Source organism: Pseudoxanthomonas indica, assembly GCF_900167565.1.
In the GTDB taxonomy this organism is placed as follows: domain Bacteria; phylum Pseudomonadota; class Gammaproteobacteria; order Xanthomonadales; family Xanthomonadaceae; genus Pseudoxanthomonas_A; species Pseudoxanthomonas_A indica.
This window is the reverse complement of sequence record NZ_FUZV01000001.1, coordinates 1,790,794-1,816,008: the sequence shown is the minus strand read 5'-3', so window position 1 is coordinate 1,816,008 and position 25,215 is coordinate 1,790,794. Positions and strand designations below refer to the sequence as shown.

At 66.2% G+C, this 25,215-nt stretch carries 22 protein-coding genes; 12 read left to right on the top strand and 10 right to left on the bottom strand.

Annotation, left to right across the window (positions count from 1 at the left end):
• Positions 1–10 precede the first annotated feature (10 nt).
• Positions 11–1,105 (bottom strand): FecR family protein, encoded by a 1,095-nt coding sequence (locus B5X78_RS08435; RefSeq protein WP_079723961.1) that lies wholly within the window; start codon positions 1,103–1,105, stop codon positions 11–13.
• A complete protein-coding gene (locus tag B5X78_RS08430; RefSeq protein WP_079723960.1) occupies positions 1,083–1,670 on the bottom strand; it encodes an RNA polymerase sigma factor in 588 nt (195 codons plus the stop codon). Before B5X78_RS08430 ends, B5X78_RS08435 begins: the two co-directional genes overlap by 23 nt.
• A 155-nt stretch (positions 1,671–1,825) precedes the next feature.
• Here B5X78_RS08430 and B5X78_RS08425 point away from each other — a divergent pair, with 155 nt between their 5' ends.
• Positions 1,826–2,848 carry a cyanophycinase gene (locus tag B5X78_RS08425; protein ID WP_079723959.1) on the top strand — a complete coding sequence of 341 codons (1,023 nt, stop codon included), beginning with the start codon at positions 1,826–1,828 and terminating at the stop codon, positions 2,846–2,848.
• Between the two features lie 73 nt (positions 2,849–2,921).
• Entirely contained in the window at positions 2,922–3,956 is a 1,035-nt protein-coding gene (locus B5X78_RS08420) for an isoaspartyl peptidase/L-asparaginase family protein (protein WP_425478697.1), read from the top strand.
• A gap of 113 nt (positions 3,957–4,069) precedes the next feature.
• Here the strand turns inward: B5X78_RS08420 and B5X78_RS08415 are convergent, their stop codons facing one another.
• Complete coding sequence (locus B5X78_RS08415; RefSeq protein ID WP_079723958.1) at positions 4,070–4,414, bottom strand: VOC family protein; 345 nt, start codon at positions 4,412–4,414, stop codon at positions 4,070–4,072.
• Positions 4,415–4,486: 72 nt separating this feature from the next.
• Positions 4,487–5,455, bottom strand: a complete 969-nt coding sequence (locus tag B5X78_RS08410) for a LysR family transcriptional regulator (RefSeq protein WP_079723957.1) — start codon at positions 5,453–5,455, stop codon at positions 4,487–4,489.
• A gap of 106 nt (positions 5,456–5,561) precedes the next feature.
• On the opposite strand from B5X78_RS08410, the gene aceB reads away from it, so the two are divergent.
• The gene (aceB, locus tag B5X78_RS08405) at positions 5,562–7,187 is read left to right on the top strand and encodes a malate synthase A (RefSeq protein WP_079723956.1); all 1,626 of its coding nucleotides are present in this window, start codon (positions 5,562–5,564) and stop codon (positions 7,185–7,187) included.
• Positions 7,188–7,214: 27 nt separating this feature from the next.
• Positions 7,215–8,504 carry an isocitrate lyase gene (gene aceA, locus B5X78_RS08400; RefSeq protein ID WP_079723955.1) on the top strand — a complete coding sequence of 430 codons (1,290 nt, stop codon included), beginning with the start codon at positions 7,215–7,217 and terminating at the stop codon, positions 8,502–8,504.
• Between the two features lie 65 nt (positions 8,505–8,569).
• Here the strand turns inward: aceA and B5X78_RS08395 are convergent, their stop codons facing one another.
• Positions 8,570–9,223 (bottom strand): helix-turn-helix domain-containing protein, encoded by a 654-nt coding sequence (locus tag B5X78_RS08395; RefSeq protein WP_217698654.1) that lies wholly within the window; start codon positions 9,221–9,223, stop codon positions 8,570–8,572.
• Positions 9,224–9,569: 346 nt separating this feature from the next.
• Between B5X78_RS08395 and B5X78_RS08390 the strand changes: the two genes are divergently transcribed.
• The 4 genes from B5X78_RS08390 to B5X78_RS08375 all read left to right on the top strand — a co-directional run bounded on the left by B5X78_RS08390 (position 9,570) and on the right by B5X78_RS08375 (position 16,167).
• A complete protein-coding gene (locus tag B5X78_RS08390) occupies positions 9,570–11,735 on the top strand; it encodes a TonB-dependent receptor (RefSeq protein ID WP_188444695.1) in 2,166 nt (721 codons plus the stop codon).
• A gap of 126 nt (positions 11,736–11,861) precedes the next feature.
• Positions 11,862–13,856: a serine hydrolase domain-containing protein gene (locus B5X78_RS08385; RefSeq protein WP_079723952.1), complete on the top strand. Its 1,995-nt coding sequence runs from the start codon at positions 11,862–11,864 to the stop codon at positions 13,854–13,856.
• Positions 13,856–14,854 carry a dipeptide epimerase gene (locus B5X78_RS08380; RefSeq protein WP_079723951.1) on the top strand — a complete coding sequence of 333 codons (999 nt, stop codon included), beginning with the start codon at positions 13,856–13,858 and terminating at the stop codon, positions 14,852–14,854. The genes B5X78_RS08385 and B5X78_RS08380 overlap by 1 nt, the downstream gene beginning before the upstream one ends.
• An 8-nt stretch (positions 14,855–14,862) precedes the next feature.
• Positions 14,863–16,167, top strand: coding sequence for a peptide MFS transporter (locus B5X78_RS08375; protein WP_079723950.1), 1,305 nt, complete (start codon positions 14,863–14,865; stop codon positions 16,165–16,167).
• Positions 16,168–16,186: 19 nt separating this feature from the next.
• Here the strand turns inward: B5X78_RS08375 and B5X78_RS08370 are convergent, their stop codons facing one another.
• The gene (locus B5X78_RS08370) at positions 16,187–17,689 is read right to left on the bottom strand and encodes a YifB family Mg chelatase-like AAA ATPase (RefSeq protein WP_079723949.1); all 1,503 of its coding nucleotides are present in this window, start codon (positions 17,687–17,689) and stop codon (positions 16,187–16,189) included.
• Between the two features lie 8 nt (positions 17,690–17,697).
• Positions 17,698–17,961, bottom strand: a complete 264-nt coding sequence (gene ubiK / locus B5X78_RS08365) for a ubiquinone biosynthesis accessory factor UbiK (protein WP_079723948.1) — start codon at positions 17,959–17,961, stop codon at positions 17,698–17,700.
• A 176-nt stretch (positions 17,962–18,137) separates the two neighbouring features.
• Here ubiK and B5X78_RS08360 point away from each other — a divergent pair, with 176 nt between their 5' ends.
• From B5X78_RS08360 to B5X78_RS08350, 3 genes are all read left to right on the top strand, one after another.
• Complete coding sequence (locus B5X78_RS08360) at positions 18,138–18,476, top strand: P-II family nitrogen regulator (RefSeq protein ID WP_079723947.1); 339 nt, start codon at positions 18,138–18,140, stop codon at positions 18,474–18,476.
• Positions 18,477–18,616: 140 nt separating this feature from the next.
• Positions 18,617–19,108 (top strand): P-loop NTPase family protein, encoded by a 492-nt coding sequence (locus B5X78_RS08355; RefSeq protein ID WP_079723946.1) that lies wholly within the window; start codon positions 18,617–18,619, stop codon positions 19,106–19,108.
• Positions 19,109–19,279: 171 nt separating this feature from the next.
• On the top strand, positions 19,280–20,314 hold the full coding sequence (locus B5X78_RS08350) for an amidohydrolase family protein (RefSeq protein WP_079723945.1): 1,035 nt from the start codon (positions 19,280–19,282) through the stop codon (positions 20,312–20,314).
• Between the two features lie 118 nt (positions 20,315–20,432).
• Here the strand turns inward: B5X78_RS08350 and speE are convergent, their stop codons facing one another.
• The gene (speE, locus tag B5X78_RS08345) at positions 20,433–21,281 is read right to left on the bottom strand and encodes a polyamine aminopropyltransferase (RefSeq protein WP_079723944.1); all 849 of its coding nucleotides are present in this window, start codon (positions 21,279–21,281) and stop codon (positions 20,433–20,435) included.
• A gap of 177 nt (positions 21,282–21,458) precedes the next feature.
• On the opposite strand from speE, the gene speA reads away from it, so the two are divergent.
• Positions 21,459–23,351, top strand: coding sequence for an arginine decarboxylase (gene speA / locus B5X78_RS08340; protein WP_079723943.1), 1,893 nt, complete (start codon positions 21,459–21,461; stop codon positions 23,349–23,351).
• 148 nt (positions 23,352–23,499) lie between these two features.
• On the opposite strand, the gene B5X78_RS08335 is transcribed toward speA, so the two are convergent.
• Entirely contained in the window at positions 23,500–24,249 is a 750-nt protein-coding gene (locus B5X78_RS08335; protein ID WP_079723942.1) for an SDR family NAD(P)-dependent oxidoreductase, read from the bottom strand.
• Positions 24,250–24,264: 15 nt separating this feature from the next.
• Positions 24,265–25,212 carry a carboxylesterase family protein gene (locus B5X78_RS08330; RefSeq protein ID WP_139381464.1) on the bottom strand — a complete coding sequence of 316 codons (948 nt, stop codon included), beginning with the start codon at positions 25,210–25,212 and terminating at the stop codon, positions 24,265–24,267.
• Positions 25,213–25,215: the final 3 nt, after the last annotated feature.

The following is a 25,215-nucleotide window of genomic DNA, read 5'->3' as shown; positions in this document are numbered from 1 at the left end:
AAGTTGACGCCTACTGGCTGTGCAGGACCACACGATCCTCTTCGCGTTCGACGCGCACCGGAAAGCCCTGCTCCAGCAGGCGCACAAAGACGTCGGTGTTGGACCAGCGGAAGTTGCCGCCAACCCGCAATGCGCCCACCGCCGCATCCCCCATCACGATCTTGCGGCGGTTGTAGCGGTTGAATTCGTTCGCCGCCTCGGCCAGCGAGGTGTCGTGGAAGGCGAGGTAGCCGCTGCGCCAGTCGACCAGTCGCTCGGCGTCGGCCACCGAGCCGGTGCGCACGAACACGCCGCTGCCATCGACCGTGGCGATGCTGCCGGCCGGCAGCAGGGTAGTGGGTTGGGCGCGACCGTTGGCATCGGGTTGCGATTCCAGCCGCACCACGCCCTCGGTCACCACCACCCGCACCGCCTCGCCATCGCGGCGCACGGCAAAGCGGGTGCCCACCGCCACCACGCGACGCGGACCCACGGCCACCGCAAACGGGCGCCCCGGATCCTTGGCCACCTGGAAGAAGCCTTCGCCCCGTTGCAGGTCCACATGGCGTTCGTCGCGCGACAAGCTGACCGTGATGCGGCTGTCGCTGCTGAGGGTCGCCTGGGATCCGTCGCTGAGTGCGACGTCGCGCAGGTCGCCCACGGCGGTGAGGTAGCTGGTCTGTTCCACCTGGCTCCACCATTGCCAGCACAGGGCCAGGCTGGCCATCAGTGCGGTGGCGAACGCCGCGGCCAGCGGGCGCGGCCAACCGGCGCCGCCGCGCTCGCGATCAGGGCGCCGCGCAAACACCAGATGGGCCACATCGGGCGGACGGGTCTGCGCTGCTTCCGGCTCCTGCGCCGTTCGTGCAGCGGCGCGCCGATCCAGCGGCGAAGCGGCCCACTGCCCGCGCACCGGCGCCGTGCCCATCGCCTGGCCGGCGCCAAGCGCCGCCAGCCGTCCGCTTTCCTGCCAGGCGGCCTCCAGGCGCAGGAAGGCGACGCGATGCGCGATCGACTGTTCCAGCCAGGCGTCCAGGCGGACCTGCTGCACCCGGTCCCAGTGATCGCCTTCGCGACGCGCCAGCCATTCGGCCGCGGTCTGCTCAATCTGCCTGCTGCTGGCCATGTCCCTGTCCCTGCCGAGGCGCACGCGCGGATTCCATGGCGTGCGTGCGCGCTCCGGCGCCTCCGTAGAAGTGCTCGGCGATCAAGCGGATACCCTTGGCCATGTGCTTCTCCACGGTTTTCTCGCTGATACCCATCCGCTGGGCGACCTCTTTCTGCGGCAATTCCTCGACCCGCCGCAGCCAGACCACCTCCCGGCACCGGTCCGGCAGCCGGTCGAAGGCCTCGGACAGGCGCTTGAGCACCTGCCGGCCACCGCACCAGCGTTCCGGCGAAACCTCATCCACCAAGACGTTCGTGGGCTCCAGATCACCCATCGTCTCGATGGAAACGACCCGGCTGCGACGCACGCGGTCGGTCATCAGATGGCGGGCGGTGGTGAACAGGAACGACTTGGGCAGGGTCGGACGCGACTTGCCGGCGGCCTCGTACACGCGCACGTAGATTTCCTGGCGCAGGTCGTGGACTTCGTCGCGGTGCGGCCAGCAGCGACGCAGGTACGCCACGAGCGCTTCCTCATGGATGAGGATCTCGTGGGCGAACCAGGCGTCGAGCGATTCGGACATGCGTCGACATTAGCCGAATCCACACGCCCGCGCAGCGTGCCCTCCGGCAGGGTCTGCGCGCCGTGCGATGCTGCACGGCAGCGCAAGCCGGGGCAGGGGAAAGCCGGTTCCGTTCGTCCTGTTGATATGTCCCGAACACCCGAGGTCCGTTGCCGATGATCCGAAATCGCCTGGTCACCCTGCTGGCCGTGATGTCCCTGATGCTGGCGGCAAGCGGCGGGGCCCTGGCCCAGACCGGGGACGGATCGCAGCGCAATGGCTACCGCTATTTCGAAATCGGTGATGTCGCCGCCAAGCGACCGCAGCCCACGTCGGCCGGCCTGCTGATGGTCGGTGGCGGTGACTGGCCCTACGACGCGTTCCGCTGGTTCATCGCCAAGGCCGGCCATGGCCGCATCGTGGTGTTGCGCGCTTCGGGCACCGTCGAATCGCAGGACGAGTTCTTCAAGGAAATCGGCGGCGTCACCGCGGTGCAGACGATTGTGTTCGAGGATCGCCGCGCCGCCAGTGATCCGCAGGTCCTGGCGATCGTGCGCCAGGCCGACGGCATCTTCCTGGCCGGTGGTGATCAGTCCAACTACGTGCGCATGTGGAAGGGCACCGCATTGAATGAATTGCTGGACGCGCACGTGCGCGCAGGCAAGCCGCTCGGCGGCACCAGCGCCGGCCTGGCCATCCAGGGCGCCTACAGCTATGGCGCCATGGACGGCGGCAGCATCGACTCGCCGACGGCGCTGGCCGATCCGCTGGGCAAGGGCGTGACCCTGGTCGACAACTTCCTGCATCTGCCGCACCTGCAGCACGTGATCACCGACAGCCATTTCAACGCGCGCGAGCGCCAGGGTCGCCTGATCGCTTTCATGGCGCGGGTGAGCCAGGAGCATGCCGCCGCCAAGCCGCTGTATGGCCTGGGCATCGATGAGTACACCGCGCTGTGCGTGGACGCCGACGGCAAGGGCCAGGTGTACAGCGGCAATGGCGGGCATGTCTGGCTGTTCCGCACGCCGCGCGAACTCACGCCGCTGCTGGCCAAGAAACCGCTGAGCGCCCGCGACATCGACGTCACCGGCCTGGATTCGGGCAGCACGCTGCACTTGCAGGACATGCGCGTGGAGCGCGCCGGTTTCGAGCGCCGTTACCAGGTCAAGGCCGGCGTGCTCAGCGAAAGTCCGCGTTGAGCCCGATTAGAATCAGCCATCACGCAAGCACGCGTCACTTCCCACCTCGCTTCATTTCGTCTGGAGTTACCGCATGAATACGTTGCAGCGCGCCTGTTGCCTGGCCTTGATCGGCATGGCGGGTTCCGGTCTTGCCGGCTTGGGCCTGGCCGCGGAAGTGAAGCCGATCCTGGTGATCCATGGCGGCGCCGGCGTCGAGCGCGCCGACATGTCGCCGGAAGACATCGCGGCCGCGCGCAAGGCGCTGGAACAGGCGCTACGCGCCGGCCATGCGCAATTGGCGGCAGGCAAGCCGGCCGTGGACGCGGTGGCCACCACCATCACCGTGCTGGAGGACGCGCCGATGTTCAACGCCGGCCGCGGCGCGGTGTTCACCCATGACGGCAAGAACGAGCTGGATTCCTCGATCATGGATGGCGCCACCGGCAAGGCCGGCGCGGTGGCCGGCGTACATCGGATCAAGAATCCGATCCAGCTCGCGCGCCTGGTGATGGACAAGTCCAAGCACGTGATGATGGTCGGCGACGGCGCCGAGACCTTCGCCACCGAGCAGGGCGTGAGCCTGGTGGATCCGTCCTATTTCCGCACCGAGAAGCGCTGGCAGCAGTTGCAGAAGTCGCTGAAGGAAGAAGCCTCCGGCCAGGCGCACAGCGATCTGGAAACCGCCAAACATTTCGGCACCGTCGGCGCGCTGGCGCTGGATGCGCAGGGCCATCTGGCTGCGGGCACCTCGACCGGTGGCATGACCAACAAGCGCTACGGCCGCGTCGGTGATTCGCCGGTGATCGGCGCCGGTACCTACGCCGATACGAAGTGCGCGGTGTCGGGCACCGGCTGGGGCGAGTTCTATATCCGCTCGGTGGCCGCGTTCAACATCTGCGCACGCGTGCGCTATGGCGGGCAGGACATCGGCAGCGCCGCCAAGGCGGTGATCAACGAAGAGATTCCCAAGGCCGGCGGTGACGGCGGCGCCATTGCCTTGTCGGCCGATGGCACCGCGGCGTTCCCGTTCAACACCGAAGGCATGTACCGCGGCTGGATTGGCGCCGATGGCGTGCCGCACGTGGCGATCTTTGCCGACGATCCGTTGCCGCTGCCCAAGCCGTAAGGGCTGCTCTCAAAGAGCCGCCCTCATCCGCCCTGCGGGCACCTTCTCCCGCAGGCGGGAGAAGGGGGAGCAGGGGGCAGAGGGAGAAGGGGAGCAGGGGCCAGCGTTGCGGGCTACTCGTGGGTCCACACGGCCCATTCGTAGCCGTCGACATCCAGGAAATGGAAGCGACGGCCACCGGGAAAACCGAAAATCGGTTTGCTGATGCGCCCGCCTGCGGCCACCACGGTATCCAGCGTCGTACCCAGGTCATCCGAGTACAGGATCACCAGCGGACCGCCCGGCTGCACTGGACCATGGGCAAAGCCGCCGGTGAGCCGGCCATCACGGAACTCGCAATAGTCCGGGCCGTAATCCATGAAGGTCCAGGCAAAGGCGCGCCCAAAGAATTCCTTGGCGGCGGGGATGGAAGCGACGTTGAGTTCGACGTAATCGATGCGGTGGTGGTTGTCGGCCATGAAAGTGATCGCTCGCAGCGGGATGCGGTGGTCTGCCCACTGTAGCCGCTGCGGCGGGATCACGGCACGCGCTCAGCGTTCGGAGTGTCCGCTGTCGTCGTAATCGCGCCGGGTGAACAAATCCGGCTGGATCAATTCCACGAACGCGCGCGCCTGCGGCGACAGGTACTTGCCCTTGCGCACGATCACGCCGTAGCTGCGCGAGGGAAACCATTCCTTCAATGATCGCGTGGCCAGCCGCCCGCGATCGGCGTCGGTCAGGCAGATCGAGCTGACGATCGATACGCCCATGCCCATCGCCACGTATTGCTTGATGACTTCCCAGCCACCCACTTCCAGCGCCACGGTGTAGGGCACGCGGTGCTGCTGGAACACCAGGTCGACCAGGCGATAGGTGATCTGCCGCTTGGGCGGCAAAATCAGGCCGTAGCGGGAGATGTCGGCGAGTTCAAGCTTGGTTTTGGTCGCCAGCGGGTGATCGGGCGGGGTGATCAGCAGCGGCTCGAAGCGATAGATCGGCGCGTAGCTCAGGTCGGCCGGCACATCCATCATCGAACCCACTGCCAGGTCCACCGCATCGGCTCGCAGCAGATCAGTGCCGTCGGCGGTGATCGCGTTGTGCAGGGTCAGCCGCACATCCGGATGCTCGGCGCGGAAGTGCTCCACGATGCGCGGCAACAGATAGAGGATGGTGGAGCTGTTGGCGGCGATGTTGAGCTCGCCCGCATCCAGCCCGGCCACCTTGTCTTTGAACACGGATTCCAGCCCGTCCAGGCCTTCCACGAGAGGCTGCGCCAGCTCGTAGAGCAATTGCCCCTCGCGGGTCGGCGTCAGCCGGCGTCCGCTGCGCTCGAACAGGCCCACCCCCATCTCCCGCTCCAGCGCCTGCAATTGCAGGGTGATGGCCGGCTGGCTGACGAACAGCGCCTCGGCCGCACGCGATACCGAGCCCAGGCGAACGGTCTGGCAGAACGCCCGCAGCGGCTTGAGCCGGTCCGACTTGTACGAAAATCGGGGCGTAAGAGGGGTCTTGTCCTGCATGTTGGCAGCAATATAAGTACAGCTTATTAAATGCATTGCCAAAACTGTTTTGTCAAATAACTGGTGCAGGGAGCACGGTGGATGCCCGTTGTAGAGGAGTTTCACCATGTCCGCCGTCGCCCTGGATACTGCCCCGACCCCTGTTCCCCGGCCCACCCCGGGCATCAGCCTGACCCGCTCGCGCCGCGACCAGACCGACCTGCTGCCACCTGCGGCCCTGGGCCTGCTGGTGTCGCTGCACCGGGCCATCGAACCCGAGCGCCAGGCCCGGCTGGCGGCACGTCGCGAACGTCAGGCCTATTTCGATGGCGGTGGTTTGCCGGATTTTCGCAGCGACACCCGTGCGATCCGCGAGGGCCACTGGCAGGTAGCGCCGTTGCCCGCCGCGCTGCGCGATCGCCGCGTGGAGATCACCGGCCCGGTCGATCCCAAGATGGTCATCAACGCGTTGAACTCGGGGGCCAAGGTGTACATGGCCGACTTCGAGGACTCGACGTCACCGACCTGGGACAACCTGTTGATCGGCCAGCGCGCGCTGATCGGCGCGGTGCGCGGCGATCTGAGCTTCACTGCCGACAGCGGCAAGCACTACGCGCTCAAGCCGCGCGAGCAACAGGCCGTGCTGCTGGTGCGTCCGCGCGGCTGGCACCTGGACGAAAAGCACGTGCGCATCGACGGCCAACCCATGGCCGGCGGCTTGTTTGATCTGGCCTTGTTCGCGTTCCACAACGCGCGCGCGCTGACCGAGCAGGATCGTGGCCCCTACTTCTACCTGCCCAAGCTGCAGAGCATGGAGGAAGCGGCGCTGTGGGAAACCGCGCTCTCGCACATCGAGGCCACCCTGGGCCTGCCGCACGGGCAGATGAAGGTGACCGTGCTGATCGAAACCCTGCCGGCCGTGTTCGAGATGCACGAAATCCTGTACGCGCTGCGCGAGCGCATCGTCGGCCTGAACTGCGGACGCTGGGACTACATCTTTTCCTACCTCAAGACCTTCCGCCGCCATCGTGACAAGGTGCTGCCCGAGCGCAGCCAGGTCACCATGACCCAGCCGTTCCTCAAGGCCTATTCGGAATTGCTGATCCAGACCTGCCACCGTCGCGGTGCGCACGCGATGGGGGGGATGGCCGCGCAGATCCCGATTGCCGACGACGAGGCCGCCAACGAGCAGGCGATGGCGCGCGTGCGCGCCGACAAGCTGCGCGAAGTCAGCGCCGGCCACGATGGCACCTGGGTGGCGCATCCGGCGCTGATCCCGATTGCACGCGCGATCTTCGACCAGCACATGCCGGCGCCCAACCAACACGGCGTGCCGCGCGACGATGTACAGGTGAGCCGCGATGATCTGATTCGTCCCAGCACCGGCACCATCACCCGCGGTGGATTCGAAGGCAGCGTGGAAGTCTGCGTGCGCTACCTGGCCGCGTGGCTGGACGGCAATGGCTGCGTGCCGATCCACTGGCTGATGGAAGACGCGGCGACCGCCGAGATTTCCCGCACCCAACTGTGGCAATGGCTGCACACGCCCGGGCTGCACCTGACCGATGGCACGGCCATCGACGCGAACCTGTTCGCCGCCACCCTGCGCAACTTGCCAGCCAAGCTCGGCGATCGCGCGGCGCTGCCCGGCGGCGAACGCATCGAACAGGCCATCGCCCTGCTCGACCAGCTCACCCGCGCCGATGACTTGGCTGAATTCTTGACCCTGCCCGCTTACGCACTGATCGATTGATCACTCCCTTCCCTACGGAGCACCACCATGAGCAAGCTGCCGACCGCCGAACAACTTCAGCACGACTGGGACACCAATCCCCGCTGGAAAGGCATTACCCGCAACTACAGCGCCGCCGACGTGGTGCGCCTGCGCGGCACGATCCCGGTCGAGCATTCGATCGCGCGTATCGGCGCCGAGAAGTTGTGGGGCTACCTGCACACGCAGGGCTTCATCAACGCCCTGGGTGCGCTCACCGGCAACCAGGCCATGCAGCAGGTCAAGGCCGGCTTGAAGGCGATCTACCTATCCGGTTGGCAGGTCGCGGCCGATGCCAACCTGGCCGGGCAAATGTATCCGGACCAGTCGCTGTACCCGGCCGATTCGGTGCCGGCGGTGGTCAAGCGCATCAACAACACCCTGCTGCGCGCCGACCAGCTGCATCACGCCGAAGGCGATGACAGCATCGATTTCCTGCAGCCGATCGTGGCCGATGCCGAAGCCGGCTTCGGCGGCGTGCTCAATGCATTCGAACTGATGAAGGCGATGATTGAAGCCGGCGCATCCGGCGTGCACTTCGAAGATCAGCTGGCCAGCGTCAAGAAATGCGGGCACATGGGCGGCAAGGTGTTGGTGCCCACGCGCGAGGCGGTGGAGAAGTTGAATGCCGCGCGCCTGGCCGCCGACGTGATGGGCGTGCCGACGATCCTGATTGCGCGCACCGATGCCGAGGCGGCGGACCTGCTGACCAGCGATGTCGATGCCAATGACCAGCCGTTCACCACCGGCGAGCGCACGGTCGAGGGTTTCTACAAGACCCGCAATGGCCTGGAGCAGTCGATCAGCCGCGGCCTGGCCTATGCGCCGTATGCGGATCTGATCTGGTGCGAGACCGGCAAGCCGGATCTGGAATTCGCGCGCAAGTTCGCCGAAGCCATCCACGCCAAGTTCCCCGGCAAGCTGCTGGCTTACAACTGTTCGCCGTCGTTCAACTGGAAGAAGAACCTGGACGACGCCACCATCGCCAAGTTCCAGCAGGAAATCGCCAGCTACGGCTACAAGTTCCAGTTCATCACCCTGGCCGGCTTCCACAGCCTGAACTACTCGATGTTCAATCTGGCCCACGGCTATGCGCGCCGGCAGATGAGCGCCTTCGTGGAATTGCAGGAAGCCGAATTTGCGGCGGCGGAGAAAGGCTTCACCGCGGTCAAGCACCAGCGCGAAGTGGGCACCGGGTATTTCGATACGGTGACCCAGGCGATCCAGCAGGGCCAGTCGTCAACGACCGCGCTGAAGGGTTCGACCGAAGAAGAGCAGTTCGCGCACAAGGCGGCGTAAGGCTTCCGCTGCTTCCCCCGCAGGCGGGGGAAGCAGCAGAACGCGGGACGGCCCGCCGCGGCGAATCAGCCGGCCGGTTTGCCGGCCGCTTCCTCCTGGCGATGGCTCATCAAGCCTTCGGCCAGCACTTCGTCAGGGCTCGACATCACCGCCAGGATGGTGGCCACCTCGCACTGCTCGGCCACGTAGACGTGGCCCATCGAGCTGTCCAGATAGATCGAATGCCCCGCGCGTACCACCACCGGGTCGTAGAACTCGGTGTGGACCTTGATCGCGCCGTCGATCACGTAGATGAACTCTTCGCCCGAGTGCCGCATCAGTTCCTTGAACTCGCTGACGCTCTGCACGGACACGCGGCCCAACACCGGAATCATCCGCTTGTTGCGCAGTTCCGGGCTCAGATAGAAGTACTCGTAGCCGCCCACGGCCACATGCAGGGCCGAGTCCAGGCCGCCCAGGCTGCGGCGGGCCGTCACCGCCGGCCCGGCGCCCGGGTTCTCCGGGTCCACCAGCATCTCCGACATCGGGATGCCCATGCGCTGGCTGATGTGCTGGACCTTGTCGTAGGGCAGGCTCAGGCGGTCGTGCTCGACCTTGGACAGGGTCGACACCGGGATTCCGACCCGTTCGCTCATTTCCTTGAGCGTCCAGCCCTGCCGGCTTCGCAGCCTGCGCAGGACGCTTCCCAGCGTCGGTGAAGCGGGGTTTTTCGTGTCCATCGGGTCTTGGCGTTGGGCAGACGGCGCAAGCATACGCCGAAGCATCGTCATCCCGCCAAAATTTCCCTCACGGACAAATTGTTGACAAATTTTCTGTGGAGGACGACATTCTCCCTGGAGAGAGCCGTCAGACCCACCGCGCAATGGGGGCGGGGGCGAGTGTCACCGGTTTTCCGGCCCCTGCTGGGGCCTGCTCTGAAGCGACGTACGGCCACACGGGTCCTTGGAACCTGCTGCAAAAGCAGGCAGGCCCACCACCGCACCACCAGCCACTTTTAGAACCCGGGGAGAACCAGAAGTGAAGTCCACGATGATCCAGTTGGCGGCACCCGCCCTCATCGGTGTCATGGCCCTGAATCCGGCGCATGCGCAGGAGCAGGCGACGCCGGAATCCAGCAAGCAGGAAGCCAGCACCACGCTTGAAACCATCGTCGTCAGCGCGCAGAAGCGCAGCGAAGACGTACAGAAGGTTCCGGTCTCCGTCAGCGTTGTCGGCGGCGAGCAGCTGGAACAGATGCATGCCACCCAGTTGTCCGATTACGTGGGCTATGCGGCCGGCGTGCAGATGGTCACCGCCGGTACCCCCGGCACCGGCCAGATCGCCGTGCGCGGCATCACCTCGCTGGGCACCAACTCCACGGTGTCCACGTACATCGATGAAACCCCGCTGGGCTCGAGCACCTTCTTCGCCGCCGCGGTCAACAACGTGCTCGACCTCTTGCCGTACGACGTGGAGAGCTTCCAGATCTTCCGCGGCCCGCAGGGCACCCTGTGGGGCGCCGGCGCCTTTGGCGGCGTGGCCCAGTACGTGACCCGCAAGCCGGAGCTGGACTACACCTCCTTCCGCGCCGGCACCGACGTGTTCTCGCTCGATGGTTCGCACCAGACCGGCTACGGCGTGCGTGCCAGCGCCAACCTGCCGCTGATCGCCAACCGCCTGGCCGCCAGCATCAGCCTGGCCAAGCAGTTCACCCCCGGCTACATCGACAACGTCGACACCTACGAGCGTGACCAGAACGACTTCAGCCAGACCGCTGCCCGCTTGGCCGTGCGTTGGGAACCCAGCGACACCGTCGCCGTGGATCTGACCGCCATCAAGCAGAAGAGCGAAGCCGACAACCTGGGCTACGTGTCGGTGGAGCCGCAGACGCTCAAGCCGGTCTATGGCACCACCCGCAACGACAACTACACCGACGAATACGACAACCGCGAGCTGGAATACTTCAGTGGCACGGTGAGCTGGGACGTGGGCTTTGCCGATTTCGTCTCGGCCAGCAGCTACTCGCAGACCGACTACGACGCCAACACCGATCTGACCGCGACCTTCGGTCCGGCCATTCCCTTGTTCACCGGCGGCGCCGTCCCCGAAGGCCGCAGCTCGTTCCTGTCGCACCTGAAGCTGTACAAGACCACCCAGGAATTCCGCCTGGCCTCCAAGCCCAGCGACACCTTCGAGTGGATCGTCGGCACCTTCTACACCCACGAGAACAGCCGCAACTACCAGCTGATCACCGCGCAGTTCCCGGACAGCAGTTCGATCCCCGGCCTGGATCCGCTGGCCAACGCCGAGTTGCCTTCCAATTACAAGGAAACCGCGGTGTTCGGCAGCGTCACCTGGAAGATCAACGAACGCTTCGACCTGAGCGGCGGCGTGCGCCAGGCGCGCAACGAGCAGGACTTCGCGCAGATCATCGCCGGTGCGTTGAGCCCGCCCGGCACCATGACCGGCGAGTCGGAGGAAGACGTGACCACCTGGTCGCTGGGCGCGCGCTTCTTCGCCACGCCCAACACCATGGTCTATGCACGCGCCGCCACCGGCTACCAGCCGGGCGGTCCGAACGCCGCGATTCCGGATGTGCCGACGCAGGTGGATTCCTCCACGCTCACCAACTACGAGTTGGGCATCAAGAGCACCTTGCTGGATCGTCGCCTGACCTTTGATCTGGCGGCCTTCAACATTGAATGGGAAGACCTGCAGATCCGCACCACCTCGAACGGCATCAGTTACCTGGTCAATGGCGGCAAGGCGCGCAGCCGCGGCGTCGAACTGTCGGCAACGTATCTGCCGGTAGCCGGCCTGCGCCTGGGCGTCAATGGCGCCTACACCGACGCCGAGCTGACCGAAGACGTGCCTTCCATCGGCGGCTTGAATGGCGACAGCCTGCCGTTCGCGCCCAAGTGGAGCGGTTCGGTCACGGCCGACTATCTGTTCCCCTCCAGCGGCGAGTGGAGCACCCGCGTCGGCGGTGGCGTGCGCTACACCGGTGAACGTCGCACGGCGGTGGATCATGATCCCAGCGGCCAGCCGCTGGACGACTACACCGCGCTGGACCTCAACGCCGACATCGCCAACGACCGCTGGACGTTCCGCATCTTCATCAAGAACCTCACCAACGAAGATGTGTTCGTCAACGCCGTCCCGCAGGCAAGCGCGCTGGGTGGCTTGACCACGGTCCGCGCCATCTCGCTGCAGCCGCGCATGATCGGCGTCGGCGTCGACGTGAAGTTCTAAGCCGTACGTCGCGACGACGCGGTCCTTCGTTGTACACAGCAGGCTGGTGGGTGACTCTCTCTTTCACCAGCCTGCTGTCCACGCGTCAGCGCACACCCGATGCCTTTCTCGAACAGGAACTTCCCCATGCGGATCTCCGGCTGGTTCACCGCGCTCGTCCTCGCATCCGCCACGCTGGCCATGCCGGCGTTCGCCGCCGAGTCGCCTCCCGCGCAACCCTCCGCACCGGTGGACGTCGCGGTCGATGCCGCGGCGCCGGCCGACCCTGCGGATCGGCTGACGCGCCAGGAGGTGGACGTCTGGCTGGACGGCTATCTGCCGTACGCGATCAAGAGCGCCGATATCGCCGGCGCGGTCGTGGTGGTGGTGAAGGACGGCCAGGTGCTGACCCAGCGTGGCTACGGCTATGCCGATGTGGCCAAGCGCACGCCGGTGGATGGCGCCAACACGCTGTTCCGTCCGGGTTCCATCTCCAAGCTGATCACCTGGACGGCGGTGATGCAGCAGGTGGAGCAGGGCAAGGTGGATCTCGACGCCGATATCAACACCTACCTGGACTTCAAGATTCCGCCGCGCGACGGCAAGCCGATCACGCTGCGCCAGATCATGCAGCACGTGGCCGGTTTTGAAGAAACGCTCAAGCACATCATGTCCTATTCGGCCGACGCGCCCGGCTACGCCGACGTGCTCAAGCGCTGGGTGCCCGAGCGCGCGTTCGCTGCCGGCGATACGCCGGCCTATTCCAACTACGCCACCGCGCTGGCCGGCTATGTGGTCGAGCGCGTGTCGGGCGAGCCGTTCGACGACTACGTCGAGAAGCACATCTTCCAGCCGCTGGGCATGGCGCACTCCACGTTCCGCCAGCCGGTCCCCGCGGCGCTGGCAGGCCAGCTGTCCAAGGGCTACAAGCTGGCGTCGGAAGACGAGGCGAAGTTCGAAATCGTCGGCCCCGCACCGGCCGGTGCGCTGTCGGCCACCGGCGCCGACATGGCGCGCTTCATGATCGCGCACCTGCAGCAGGGCCAGTACCAGGGCGCGCGCATCCTCAATGCCGCCACCGCGCAGCAGATGCACGACAGTCCGCTGACCCTGATCCCGCCGCTCAACCGCATGCAGCTGGGTTTCTTCGAAACCAACATCAACGGTCGCCAGGTCATCGGCCACCTGGGCGACACCAATTTCTTCCACAGCGCGCTGCATCTGTTCCTCGATGAGGGCGTGGGCCTGTACATCTCGTTCAACAGCACGGGCAAGGAACGCGCGGCAGGCGCCCTGCGCGCGGCGCTGTTCGAGGATTTCGCCGATCGCTATTTCCCCGGCCCGGCATTGCCCAAGCCGGCCGTCGACGCCGCCACCGCCAGGCAGCATGCACAGCTGATGCTGGGCAGCTGGAGCATGTCGCGCCGCTCGTACTCCAGCTTCTTCTCGATCACCGACCTGGTCGGCCAGGTCAAGGTCAGCCTGGACAAGGACGGCGGCATCAGCTTTGCCGCGTTCCCATCGTTGAACGGCAAGCCGCGTCGCTGGGTCGAAGTCAGTCCGTTTGTCTGGCAGGACCAGAACAGCCATGACCGCCTGGCGGCGGTGGTGGTGGACGGCAAGGTGTTGCGCTGGAGCTTCGACATGATCTCGGCGGTCATCGTGCTGGATCGTCCGGCCTGGTACCGCGACTCCGCCTGGTTGATGCCGCTGTTCGTGCTGTCGCTGCTGGCGTTGGCGATCACCGCGCTGTTCTGGCCCATCCGTGCGCTGGTGCGTCGTCGCTTGCAGTCGCGCCTGGCATTGTCTGCTCCGCAGCTGCGCGTGTATCGCCTGAGCCGCATCGCCGCCGCGGTGATCGTGCTGGCCGTGCTGGCCTGGGCGATGACGATCGGCTCGATGATGCAGGACTTCGACAAGTTGTCCGACAGTTCCAATGGCCTGGTGCTGTTCAACCAATGCCTGAGCGTGATCGCCTTCGTCGGCGGCGCGCTGGTGATGCTGTGGAATCTGCTGGTGAGCTGGCGTGCCGGTGGTCGCTGGACCGGCAAGGTTTGGAGCGTGGTGTTGCTGCTCGCCTCGCTGGTCGTGTTGTGGGTGGCGATGGCCTTCCACCTGTTGAGCTTTGGAGTGAACTACTGATGTCGTCCCGCACCTTGCAGGTGGAAATCTGCGAACTCCGTTTCACCACGCCGTTCCGCATTTCCGGCTACACCTTTGCCAAGCAGGACGTCATCCGGGTCAGCCTGGAGCAGGATGGTCACGTGGGCCGCGGCGAAGCGGCCGGCGTCTACTATCTGGGCGACACCGCGCAGACGTTGCTGGAAGCCGTGGAAGCGAAGCGTTCGGTGCTGGAGGGTGGGCTGGATCTGATCGGCCTGCAGGAACTGATGCCGCCGGGCGGCGCGCGCAACGCGGTCGACTGCGCGCTGTGGGATCTGGAAGCCAAGCTGGCCGGCCGACCGGTGCACGAACTGGCCGGGCTCGCGCCGGCGGCGCCGCTGGTGACCACCTTCACCCTGGGCGCGGACGAGCCGGAACGGATGGCCAAAGCCGCCACCGCCAGCGGCTACTACGAGCAGGCGCGCGCGCTCAAACTCAAGCTGACCGGCGAACTGGAACTGGATCTGGCGCGGGTGAACGCCGTGCGCGCGGCGCGCCCGGATGTGTGGATTGGCGTGGACGCCAACCAGGGTTTCCGCAAGGAGGATCTGCCGGCGCTGGTGCAGGGCCTGGCGGCGGCGCGCGTCTCGCTGCTGGAGCAGCCGCTGGCGCGCGGTCGCGAGGAAGATCTCGAAGGCTTTGTCTCGCCGATTCCGATCGCCGCCGATGAAAGCGTGCAGTCGCTGCGCGACGTGGCCGGCCTGGTCGGGCGCTTCAACGTGGTCAACATCAAGCTGGACAAGTGCGGTGGCCTGACCGAAGGTTTCGCCATCGCGCGCGAGGCCCGCAAGCTGGGCCTGGGGGTGATGGTCGGCAACATGTGCGGCACCAGCCTGGCGATGGCGCCGGGCATGCTGGTCGGCCAGCTGTGCGATTTTGTCGATCTGGATGGCGCGATTCCGCTGTCCAACGAACCCGAGCCGCGCACGCGTTACGAGCACGGCGAGGTCTGGTGTTCTTCTGACGTCTGGGGCTGAGCCAAGGTATGACCGAATCCGTCCGCATTGATCCGACCGAGCCGACCTGGTTCGGCCAGCCACGCGGACTGACCGTCCTGTTCCTGACCCAGATGTGGGAGATCTTCTCCTACTACGGCATGCGCACGCTGTTGGTCTATTACATGACCAAGCATCTGCTGCTGGGCCAGCAGCATGCCTCGCTGGTATTCGGCACCTACGTGGCGATGGCCTACTTCACCCCGATTCTCGGCGGCGTGGTGGCCGATCGCTGGCTGGGCAAGCGCAAGGCGGTGATCCTGGGCGGCTGCATCATGGCCGCCGGCCACGGCATGATGGCCTTCGAGGCCTGGCTCTACATCGCCCTGGGCACGATCGCGCTGGGCAATGGCCTGTTCACCCCCAGCCTGCCCAGCCAGATTGGTGACCTCTACAAAAAGGACGATCCACGCAGCGGTCGCGCCTTCAACATCTATTACGTCGGCATCAACCTGGGTGGTCTGCTGGCCCCGCTGGTGTGCGGCACGCTGGGCGAACTGTATGGCTGGCACTATGGCTTTGCCGCCGCCGGCATCGGCATGTTGCTGGGCCTGGTGATCTACGTCTGGGGTGGGCGCTATCTGCCGGCTTCCGAGCCGGTGGTACGCATCGATCCGGTCAAGCGCGCTTCGTTGCGTGACTACAAGCCCACGCTGTTACTGCTGCTGGCGGTGGGCCTGGCGGTGACCGTATTCCGCGCCGCCTACGAACAACTCGGCAATACCGTGGCGCTGTGGATCGACAGCGGCGTGGATCGCGCGGCCGGCGGCATGGTCATCCCGATGACATGGTTCCAGTCACTCAATCCGTTCTTCGTGTTCCTGCTGACACCGTTCCTGCTGGCGGTGTGGCGCGCGCGTTCGCGCAACGGCAGGGAACCGGCATCGATGCGCAAGATGTCGATTGGCGCCTTGGTCATCGCACTGGCTTACCTGATGTTGGCAGGGCTCACTTCGCTGGCTGGCGCGGCGGATGTCCACTGGCTGTGGCTGGTGCTGTTCTTCGGCTTGTTCACCCTGGGCGAGCTGTACATCCTGCCCACCGGCCTGGGCCTGTTCGCCCGACTGGCGCCGCCCGGCCACGCCGCCACCACGGTGGCGGCCTGGTTCCTGGCGATCTTCAGCGGCAGCCTGGCCGCGGGCGCGACCGGCACCTTGTGGAGCAGCCTGAGCCACGCCAGCTTTTTCCTGTGCCTGGCCGGCCTGGCTTCGATTGCCGCGTTGCTGTTGTTCCTGCTGGAACCCCTGGCCGCGCGCATCGAAGCGCAGCGCGCCGGATCTTCCGCTACGCCCTAGTGGTTCGCGCCCCGCACCATCAGTGGCCGGCGCGATCCAGCCGCCGATAGCCCAGCGCTTCGGTGAGGTGGGCACTGCCGATGTCATCGGCCTCGGCCAGATCGGCAATGGTGCGCGCCACCCGCAGGATGCGCTGCATGGAACGGGCCGACAGTTGCAGACGATCAATGGCGCGTTCGAGCAGCAGCTGATCGCGGGTCTGCAGCCGGCAGCAGGCCAGCATGTCCGACTGGCGCAACTGCGCATTGAGTCTGCCGTGGCGCTGCAGCTGGCGTTCGCGCGCCGCCTGCACGCGTTCGCGCACCTGCGCGCTGCTTTCGCCGGGCGGCGCACCCGGGCGCAGATCCTGTGGCGGCAGCCGGGGTACTTCCACATGCAGATCGATGCGATCCAACAGCGGCCCGGAAATGCGCGCGCGATAGCGCAGCACCGCTTCCGGCGTGCAGCGACAACGACCGCTGGCATCGCCGGCCCAGCCGCACGGGCAGGGGTTCATCGCCGCCACCAGCTGGAAGCGCGCCGGGAACTCGGCGCTGCGCGCCGCGCGTGAGACGTTGACCACGCCGGACTCCAACGGTTCGCGCAGCACTTCCAGCGCGCGTCGTTCCCACTCGGGCAATTCGTCAAGAAACAGCACCCCGTGGTGGGCCAGCGAAATCTCGCCGGGTCGCGGATCCGCACCGCCGCCAACCAGGGCGACCGCGCTCGCCGTGTGGTGCGGGCTGCGAAAGGGGCGCTGTCGCCACCGCGACGGATCCAGGCCGCGCCCGCTGATCGAGGCAATGGCCGCGCTTTCCAGCGCTTCTTCCTCGCTGGCCTCGGGCAACAGGCCGGGCAGGCGCGTGGCCAGCAAGGTCTTGCCGCATCCCGGCGTGCCGATCAGCAGCAGATGATGGTTGCCGGCCGCAGCCACTTCCAGGGCGCGACGCGCCTGTGCCTGCCCGCGGACATCGGCCAGATCCGGAAAAGCGTCGCAGCCCAAGGCAGGCCCTTCGGCCGGCGGCAGTGCGCGCGCGCCGCGAAGGTGCGCGCACACCTCCAGCAAGGTGCGCGCGGTGAAGGCCGGCACCCCGCGCGCCAATGCTGCTTCGGCGCCGTTGCCCGCCGCCACGATCAGGCGATGCCCATCGCGCCCGCAGGCTACCGCCGCCGGCAACACCCCTTCCACCGGCCGCAACTCACCGGTCAGCCCGAGCTCGCCGAGGAATTCCACACCGGACAATGCGTCGCGCGGTATCTGTTCGCTGGCGGCCAGGATGCCCAGCGCGATGGGCAGGTCGAAGCGGCCCCCGTGCTTGGGAAGATCGGCCGGGGCCAGGTTGATGGTGATGCGCCGAGCCGGAAACTCCAGTTGCGCGCAGAGGATGGCCGCGCGCACGCGGTCCAGCGACTCGCGCACCGCCGCTTCGGGCAGGCCGACGATGTGGGTGCGCGGCAGACCACCGCCCAGGTGCACTTCCACCCGCACCGGAGGCGCACGCACACCCGCCCGTGCACGGCTGTGCACCAGCGCCAGACTCATGGAAAGGATTACGCGGAAGCGGGCGGCGTGTTCTGCGCGGCTTCGAGCTCGCGCACCGTGCGTTCCAGCGCGTCGAGTTTCTCGCGGGTCTTGAGCAGCACCGCGCGCTGGACTTCGTATTCCTCGCGGGTCACCAGATCCAGCCGCGACAGCCCGCTTTGCAGGGCGCCCTTGAAGGCCTGCTGCAATTCCTCGCGCGACTCGCGCAGGCCGGGCGGGATCAGGTCGCTCAGACGGCGGGCGAGATCATCAATGTGATTAAGGTCAATCATGGCGAACTTCCTTCTGCGGTCACCGGCACTTTGCCTGGCGATGGTGGGGGCCACCATCGGTGATTGCCGCGTTGCAGGGTCAGATTACGCCGACCCCGGTTGCCGGCCATTGAACCCGAGCCCCGCCGTGGCCGCAACCGCGATATGCTTTGGCGGTACTGACGAGGACCTGCCGCATGAAGATGATCATGGCCATCATCAAGCCGTTCAAGCTGGATGATGTGCGCGAAGCGCTGGCCGAATCCGGCATTGCCGGTATCACGGTGACCGAAGTGAAAGGCTTTGGACGCCAGAAGGGCCACACCGAGTTGTATCGCGGCGCCGAGTATGTGGTCGACTTCCTGCCCAAGGTGAAGCTGGAAGTGGCCGTGACCGATGAGCAGGTGGATGCCGTGGTCGAGGCCATCGTCAAGGCAGCAGGCACCGGCAAGATTGGCGACGGCAAGGTCTTCGTCTACGAACTGGAACGCGTAATCCGCATCCGCACCGGCGAGCTGGACGGCGACGCGCTCTGATTGCGGGTGGCGACTACCGAGTGGGGAATGCCGGCCAGGGCAGCATCGGCTCAAGTGCGGCGGGTTCGTGCCGATAACCAACGAATTGGCCGCATCGTCCCGTTCACCGCGTAAGTCGTCACGTCCCAACCGGAGTTCCCATGCGTAAACCCGCTTTGCTGGCTTGCCTGTCGCTGGCCGCACTCATCACCACGCCCGCGTTCGCGCAGGACATCAAACTGGCATCCAACGTGCCGTATACCGAAGACAACGAAATCTCCGACGCGATCAAGGCGGAGTGTTCGTTGGGCAACAAGCTCGCTGATTCGATCAAGCGCCACGACGGGTCGGTGGTGCTGGTTGATGGCGTGCCCGACACCGCCAGCGGTCGGGTGTTGCAGCTGGAAATCGTCGACTCGGTGAACATGGGCAACGCCTTCATGGGTCGCCAGACCTACACCAAGATCAAGGGCAGCCTGTGGCAGGACGGCGCCAGGGTCGCCGGCTTCAAGGCCCGGCGCAACTCGATGGGCGGCGCCTTCGCCGGCTTCAAGGGCGCCTGTTCCGTGCTCGGCCGCACCGTGGAAAAGCTGGGCGAGGACGTCGGCGGCTGGTTGAAATCGCCCAAGGACGGCGCCGCGCTGGGCGACTGACGCCCGCGCCTGCCTAGGCAGCAGTGCCGGCACTGGCCTGCAGAGTGAGCCCCGCATCGCGGGGCTTTTTCTTTCCGGCGCCTGCGATGCCGTGCCTGCGCTGTCCGAGCCGAACGCTGTTCGGCGTTGGGGTAGACGACGATCCACCACCACAACCAGGGAGGGTGTCCCATGCGTCGCATGCTGATCCTGCTGCTGTTGTCCGGTTCCGTGCTTTCGGTAGGCGCAGTCGAATTTCCGCATGGCGGGCCCGTCATCGACATGCATATCCATGCTTTCGCACTGGATGTTCCGCCGGGTACCGCGGCCTGTCCGGGGGATGAGGGCGTGTCCAATCCGCCCATCGATCCGCGCGAGGCGTTCGACCTGTCCCGGCTCGCCGCCTGCACCCACCCCATGCGCGCTCCTGCCAGCGACGCCGCCCTCCGCGACGAGACCCTCGCCACCCTGCGCAAGCACGGCGTGCGCCGCGCCATGACCGAGGGCGCACCCGAGCGGGTAGCCGAGTGGCGCCGCGCCGCGCCGGACTTGATTTTGCCGGGCGTGGGCTTTGGCAAGCGCAAGGATCCCGGCATTGATGAACTGCGTCGACTGCATGCCGCCGGGCAACTGGCTGTGCTGGGCGAGGCATACATCCAATACCGCGGCCTGCGTCCCGACGATCCGAGATACGAACCCTACTTTGCCCTTGCCGAGGAGCTGGATGTGCCGGTCGGCATCCATCTGGGCGAAGGTCCGCCGGCGACGTCGCGGTTTCCTGGTCACGAAAGCTACCGCGCCAGCATGGGTTCGCCCTTCCTGCTGGAAGAGGTGCTTCGCAAACACCCGAAGCTGCGAATCTACGTGATGCACTACGGCTCGCCGCTGGTCGACGAGATGATCGCGATGATGTTCGCCCATCCCAACCTGTACGTCGATGTGAGCTGCAACAACTGGAGTTTCCCGCGTGCGCAGTTCGATGCTGCGCTCAAGCGGATGGTGGATGCCGGCTTCAGCCAGCGCATCCTGTTCGGCACGGATCAACTCTATTGGCCGGAGGCCATCGGCGAAGCCATCAGCGCCATCGAAGAAGCGCCGTACCTCAACCCGGCGCAGAAACGCGACATCCTGTACAACAATGCGGCACGCTTCCTGCGCTTGAATCAGCAGGAAATCGCCGCGGATCATGCCATGCCCCCTGCTGGCGCCTCTGTCGCGGAGCGATGAGCTGCCGGCGCTTGCCAGACCCTTTCGGACCGGCACCCGAGGCGGACATTCCACGTAGCAATGAAGCGAAAAAAAAAGCCCCGCAGTGCGGGGCTTCTTCTTGCATGTGGCCGGCCGCTTACTCGCCCAGCACCTTGGCCACGAACGGCGGCGACACCAGCACGCCGGTATGCAGCGGGGCGGTGTAGTACAAGGTCTCGAAGCCCTTGTTGGCGGCATCGTCCTGGCGGAAATCAAAGCCGCCGGATTTGCGCGCCAGGGTCACGCTCCACCAGCCGGTGGGATAGCAGGGCTGCGGGAAGGGCAGGGTCTTGAAGGTGGTGAAGCCGGCCTTGCCCATCTCGGCGCGCATTTCCTTGATCAGATCCAGCAGCGCCAGCGGCGACTCGGATTGCTGCACCAGGATGCCGTCGTCCTTGAGCGCGCGGAAGCAGCTCTCGTAGAAGGCTTTGTTGAACAGGCCTTCGGCCGGGCCGACCGGATCGGTGGAGTCCACGATCACCACGTCCACGCTGCCGGCCGGGCAGTTGGCCATGTAGGCCACGCCGTCGTCGAACAGCAGTTCGGCGCGCGGGTCGCTATTGGAATCGCACAGTTCCGGGAAGTACTTCTCCGACATGCGCGTGACCTGCTCGTCGATGTCGCATTGGGTGGCGCTTTCCACGCCCGGGTGCTTCAGCACTTCACGCAGGGTGCCGCAGTCGCCGCCGCCGATGATCACCACGCGCTTGGGCGCGGCGTGGGTGAACAGCACCGGATGGCTGATCATCTCGTGATAGAAGAAATTGTCGCGCGTGGTCAACATCACCGCGCCGTCGATGATCATCAACTTGCCCCAGTCGGTGGTGTTGTAGATCTCGATCTTCTGGAACGGCGACTGCACCTCGTCGAGCTTGCCGGTGATGCGGTAGCCGATGGCCGAGCCGGTGGGCTGGAAGTGTTCGATGTACCAGTTGTCGTTCGTCATGGGCTTGCTTGGGCGGTATGGCAGGGGGCGCAGATTGTACCGGAAGCCCCGTGACAGGCCGGCGGCACGGGCCAGCTGACAGCGGCGGCGGCCGCAAAGGCCGCGCCGTTGGTCATGGGACCACCACGTCCGGGGGGTTAGAATGCACGCCCTTTGCCGCCGCACCGAGTCGCCGAGATGAGCCATTGGTCCACCGACCACGCCCGCAAGACCTATTCCATCCCGCATTGGGCGGAAGGGTATTTCGACGTGGACGCCGCCGGTCGCATCGTGGTGTCGCCCAAGGGTGACGCCGGTCCGGTGATCCCGCTGCCCGAGGTGGTGGAGGCCGCGCGCGCCAATGGCGCCCAGCTGCCGCTGCTCGTGCGCTTCCCCGACATCCTGGGCGATCGCTTGGGCAAGCTGCAGGCCGCGTTCGCGCAGGCGCAGACAGACTGGGACTACCGCGGCGGCTATACCGCGGTGTATCCGATCAAGGTCAACCAGCATCGCGGCGTCGCCGGCACCCTGGCCTCGCACGCCGGCGAAGGCTTTGGCCTGGAAGCCGGCAGCAAGCCCGAGCTGATGGCGGTGTTGGCACTGTCGCGTCCGGGCGGGCTGATCGTCTGCAACGGCTACAAGGATCGCGAGTACATCCGCCTGGCGCTGATCGGCCGCAAGCTGGGCCTGCAGACCTTCATCGTGGTGGAAAAGCCCTCCGAGCTGCCGCTGGTGATCGAGGAAGCGCGCAAGTTGGGCGTCAAGCCGGGCCTGGGCGTGCGCATGCGCCTGGCCACGCTCGGCGCGGGCAAGTGGCAGAACAGCGGCGGTGACAAGGCCAAGTTCGGGCTGTCGCCGCGGCAGGTGCTGGATCTGTGGAAACAGCTGCGCGAGGCCGGCCTGCAGGATTGCCTGGGTCTGCTGCATTTCCACATGGGCTCGCAGATTTCCAACGTGCGCGACATCGCCAACGGCATGCGCGAGGCCACCCGCTATTTCATCGAGCTGTCCAAGCTGGGCGCCACCATCAGCCACGTCGACGTCGGCGGTGGCCTGGGCATCGACTACGAAGGCACGCGTTCGCGCAGCTATTGCTCGATCAACTACGGCATCCAGCAGTACGCCAGCAACATCGTGCAGCCGCTGGCCGAAGCCTGCGAGCAGAACGGCCTGACCCCGCCGCGCATCGTCACCGAATGCGGCCGCGCCATGACCGCGCATCATGCGGTGCTGGTGGTCAACGTGTCTGAAGTGGAGCAGGCGCCGGAAGGGCGCGTGCCGCCGAGCCATGACGATGAGCCGGCGGTGATCCGCCACCTGCGCGAAATCCATTCGGAACTGGATGCACGGCCGGCAGTGGAACTCTTCCACGAAGCCCAGCACCACCACAGCGAAGGCCTGTCGCTGTACGCGCTGGGACAGATCGATCTGGTCCATCGCGCGCGCATCGACGATTTGTTCTACGCCATCGCCCATGCCGTGCGTGGCCGCCTGAGCAGCGACGAGCGCAGCCATCGCGACTTGCTGGATGAGCTCAACGAGCGCCTGGTGGACAAATACTTCGTCAACTTCAGCGTGTTCGAGTCCATTCCGGACGTGTGGGCGATCGACCAAGTGTTCCCGATCGTGCCGATCGAGCGGCTCGACGAGGCGCCGGATCGGCGCGGCGTGATTGCCGACATGACCTGCGATTCCGACGGCATGATCGACACCTACGTCGAAAACGAAGGCCTGGACAGCTCCTTGCCGCTGCATCGCCTCAAGCCGGGCGAAAGCTACCGGCTGGGCATCTTCCTGGTCGGCGCGTATCAGGAAATCCTGGGCGACATCCACAATTTGTTCGGCGATACCGATGCGGTGGAAGTCAGTGCCGATACCGGCACCGGCTATCTGCTGACCCAGCAGCGTCGCGGCGACACCACCGATGTGATGCTCGATTACGTGGGTTACAAGCTGGATGATCTGCGCGCGGTCTATCGCGAACGCGTGGCCGCGGCACAGCTGTCGGCGGAAGAATCGCAGGCGTTGTCGGCGGATCTGGAAGCCGGCCTGACCGGCTACACCTACCTGTCAGACGAACCGCTCGCCTGAAGCGGGCAAGAGCGCCCTCATCCGCCCTACGGGCACCTTCTCCCGCAAGCGGGAGAAGGGGAGAGCGTCTACCGGCTCCAGTTGGATGAAGCGAGGGCCCCCCTCTCCCGCTTGCGGGAGAGGGTTGGGGTGAGGGCCCGCTTCTCCCTCAGCCGCGAAACACCTGAAACCCCGCAAACGACTGCGTCACCGGCATGATCTCCAACCGGTTGATGTTCAAGTGCGCCGGCAGCGTGGCGACGTGCCAGATTTGCTCGGCGATATCTTCGGCGGTCATCGGTTGCGCACCGGCATAAAGCTTGTCGGACGCCAATTGATCGCCATGCGTGCGCACCAGGGTGAACTCGGTCTCGGCCATGCCCGGTTCAATCGAGGTCACCCGCACGCCGGTGCCATGCAGATCCGAACGCAGGCCCAGCGAGAACTGGGTGACGAAGGCCTTGCTGCCGCCGTAGACGTTGCCGCCCGGATACGGGTAGCTGCCGGCGATCGAGCTGATGTTGATCACCGCGCCCTTGCGTTCGATCAGCGTGGGCAGCAGCGCCTGGGTCAGCACCACCAGGCTGGTGATGTTGGTGTCGATCATCGTGCGCCAGTCATCCAGGCTGGCGTTCTGTGCGGCCAGGGTGCCGAGCGCCAGGCCGGCGTTGTTGACCAGCAGATCCACGTTCGCGAAGTCGCCGGGCAGGGCGGCGAGCGCCGCGCGCATCGCGGCTTCATCGCGCACATCGAAGCAGGCCGGATGGGCGTTGCCGGCGCCCAGTTCGTCCACCAGCGCCTGCAGGCGATCCGCACGGCGACCGGTGACGATCACGCGCCAACCGCCCGCAACGAAGCGGCGTGCAGCGGCCGCGCCAAAGCCGGAAGTGGCGCCGGTAATGAGGGCAGTGCGGGTCATCGGTGACTCCTGGGACTATTCGGAAGCGGGGACGGAAGCCGGGACGGCGGCGCGCCGTTGCGCGAACAGCCAGTCGCGCCAGGCCTGGCCGGGCAGGCTGTCGCCCGGCGGCATATGCGCCAGGCCGACGTATTCGCGCAGGCGCACTTGCTGATTGCCGCGCGCGCGCAGCGTGGCCACCAGACGGCGATCCGCATCGATCGGATTTTCACTGTCGGCATCGCCATGCATGACCAGGATCGGCAATGACGCCAGCGCCTGCGCGTCGGCATCGGCCGGGGCGATCCCGCTGATCGGCACGATCGCGGCGAAGCGTCCGGGCCGCAGCACGGGCGACAACCAGGCGGCCGAGCCGCCCATCGAAAAGCCGGTGGCGTAGATGCGGTCTGCGTCCACCGGCAGGCGTGCGGCCAATTCATCGACCAGCGCCATTGCGCTGGTCAGGGCCGGACTGGCCTGTGCGCTGCGTGGTACGACCGGATCATCGTAGTTCGCGCTGCGCACCGGGAACTGCGGCACCAGCACGAAGGCCGGATAGCGCGCGCGGTTCTCGGGCAGGGCCCAGCCCTTGGCCATGGCATCCAGCTGCGCCTGGTTGTCCTGGCCGATGGCGCCGGAACTGTGCAGCTGCAGGACCAATGGATACACGCGACCGGGTTCGATCGTGGCCGGGCTCAGCAGCCGATAGGTCAGCGCGGTGCCGTCGGCCGCGACAAACTGACCTGCGCTGAACACCGATGTATCCAGTTGTGCGACCTGGCTGCGATCCATGGCGGGAATGCCCACCACCCGTTCGATCGTCGGCTGGCCTGCGCAGGCGGACAGGGCCGACAGCAACAGGACGATCGACAGCGCGCGCATCGTCAGCGAAGTCGGCAGCATCGCACTGGCAAGACTTCGCGCGCGCGTGGCGCGCAGTCGCGCGCAGCGGCGTGAACCGACCGGCGCGCGGGGATCGCTCACGTC